Origin of the sequence: Kluyvera sp. Awk 3 (assembly GCF_028069715.1) — a bacterium.
In the GTDB taxonomy this organism is placed as follows: Bacteria; Pseudomonadota; Gammaproteobacteria; order Enterobacterales; family Enterobacteriaceae; genus Kluyvera; species Kluyvera georgiana_A.
Genome location: NZ_JANEWH010000254.1, coordinates 1 through 2,456, shown reverse-complemented (window position 1 = coordinate 2,456; position 2,456 = coordinate 1). Strand labels below are relative to the sequence as shown.

The window sequence follows — 2,456 nt, the reverse complement described above, 5'->3', positions numbered from 1 at the left end:
TAATTATATTTTTATTGAATTCGGTCTTTCTTAGCGGAATTATAAAAGCGGGAAGATGATGGCTCAAGGCAGGCCAACGGTTTTCAGATTAATTGCAACCAGGCCGAAATCGCTTATTGAGAGAAAATATGCAGATAAACATCGGACTTTGCGCTCTCACCGTCAAAGCGAGAGCGCCGACTTAGGGTTTATACCAGCGCACGGAGCTCTTCGCGCATATAATCGGAGAAGTATTCCGGGTTTTTAATCAGCATGTGTTCACCAGAGTCAACCTTGTCGGCCCAGCCAGCAACCTTCTGAGTGAATCCAGCATTCCAGCCTTCGCGATCGCCACGCGCCGTAATGTCGGCCGCACTCGCGGGCACGCCCAGCTCTTTCAAATATTTCAGAATTCCCTTCGCTGTACTTTCGTCCATAGACTGTGGCACCGGCTCAGACGTATTCATACCACCAATAAAATCCAACGCTTTATCAATGACTGCTGGCATATTCTTGTCCTTAAATTAACCACGTAGTAAACAAGTCTATACTATGGACTGGAATCGAGCGGGATTTCAAAGAAACCGCTCACGTTCTTGCATTTTTTCGTGAGCTGTCACCCTTTTGGCCGCCGTTTGCGCAAAAAAAAGCCGGCGCATCGGCGCCGGCAGGTGATGTTGAATGGCAATCAGACGTTAGTCGCCGGGTTCTGCTCCGCGCTGGATTTGCTGTTTTCCAGCATCCGGCGTACCGGAACAATCAGCACGCACAATACGGCAGCACAGATCAGCAGTGCGATAGAACAGCGGGCGAACAGATCCGGCAGCATATCCAGTTGGTCGGCCTTCACGTGGCCGCCAATCAGGCCAGCGGCCAGGTTACCCAACGCGCTGGCGCAGAACCACAGCCCCATCATCTGGCCGCGCATTCTTTCCGGTGCCAGCAGCGTCATGGTCGCCAGCCCAATCGGGCTCAGACACAGCTCGCCGAGCGTCAGCATCAGAATGCTCCCCACCAGCCACATTGGGGAAACGCCCGCGCCGCCGTTGCTCAGCACGTTCTGCGCCGCCATCATCATCAGGCCAAAGCCTGCTGCCGCGCACAGAATACCGATCACGAACTTGGTGATACTGCCCGGGCGCACGTTCTTACGCGCCAGCGCAGGCCACGCCCAGCTGAAGACCGGAGCGAGCAGGATGATAAACAGGGCGTTAATTGACTGGAACCATACCGCCGGGATCTCAAAATCACCGATCATGCGGTTGGTATAGTCGTTGGCGAACAGGTTGAAGGAAGTGGGTTTCTGCTCAAAGGCGGACCAGAAGAACGCGGCGGAAACCAGCAGAATAAAGCACACCAGCAGACGCGCGCGTTCTTTACGGCTCAGGCCCGCAAAGGCAAACAGGTAAATAAAGTACAGTGCTACCGATGCCGCGATCACGTACACCAACACGCTCGCCACGGCCACCGGGTTAATCACGATCACGCCCTGAGCAATCAGGGTGATAACCACCGCGACGCCCACCGCCAGCGCCAGCAGCCATGCGCCTACGCCGTTCTTTTTCACCACCGGGCTGTTCCAGGTGGAGTCCAGCCCCACTTCGCTGTCGTAGCGCTTCATCGCCGGTACGGCGAACACACGGAAGATAACCAGCGCGACCAGCATCCCGATACCACCGATACCAAAGCCCCAGTGCCACCCGTTGGATTTAATCAGCCAGCCGGAAATCAGCGGCGCGATAAACGACCCCATGTTGATACCCATATAAAACAGGGAGAAGCCGCCATCGCGACGGGCATCGCCTTTTTTATACAGAGTGCCGACCATCACTGAGATACAGGTTTTAAACAGACCCGACCCCAGTACGATAAACATCAGGCCGATAAAGAACAGGTTGTCGCCCATAAACGCCGACAGCGCGATAGACAGATGTCCCAGCGCAATCAGGATGGAACCGTACCACACCGCTTTTTGCTGGCCGAGCCAGTTATCCGCCAGCCAACCGCCCGGCAGCGCCGCCAGGTACATGGTGCCCGCGAAGATACCAACAATCGCCGACGCGTTTTCACGCGCTAATCCCATACCGCCGTCATACACGGTAGCGGCCATAAACAGGATCAGTAACGGGCGAATGCCGTAAAACGAGAAGCGCTCCCACATTTCGGTAAAGAACAGCGACCCCAGCGGATAAGGGTGACCGAAAAAGGTTCGGCTTTCGTTTTTATTAACAGTGGAATGCATAGTTTCTCCAGAGAAGGTGCGTTGTCACGCAGGTAAGTCGTGTAAGCAGGCTAACCATTTTCTAATTTTGTCGATTTTTTACATTCGACTCTGAGTTTTTAACCATTTGATAACCATAAGATGGTCGTGTCTAGTCCCTTCACCGCTATTTTTAGATGAAAACTCGACAAACATCTAGTTTTATAGATTTTGTATTGGCAAAAGGCATAAGGTGATTGACATCACAATATCATAC

Annotated in this window: 2 protein-coding genes; both read right to left on the bottom strand. The window is 53.2% G+C overall.

What is annotated here, in order from left to right; all coding sequences use genetic code 11:
* Positions 1 to 188 precede the first annotated feature (188 nt).
* Positions 189 to 488: a DUF1889 family protein gene (locus tag NNN71_RS24365; RefSeq protein ID WP_065356095.1), complete on the bottom strand. Its 300-nt coding sequence runs from the start codon at positions 486 to 488 to the stop codon at positions 189 to 191.
* A gap of 179 nt (positions 489 to 667) precedes the next feature.
* Positions 668 to 2,221, bottom strand: coding sequence for a peptide MFS transporter (locus NNN71_RS24360; RefSeq protein ID WP_271459552.1), 1,554 nt, complete (start codon positions 2,219 to 2,221; stop codon positions 668 to 670).
* Positions 2,222 to 2,456 lie beyond the last annotated feature (235 nt).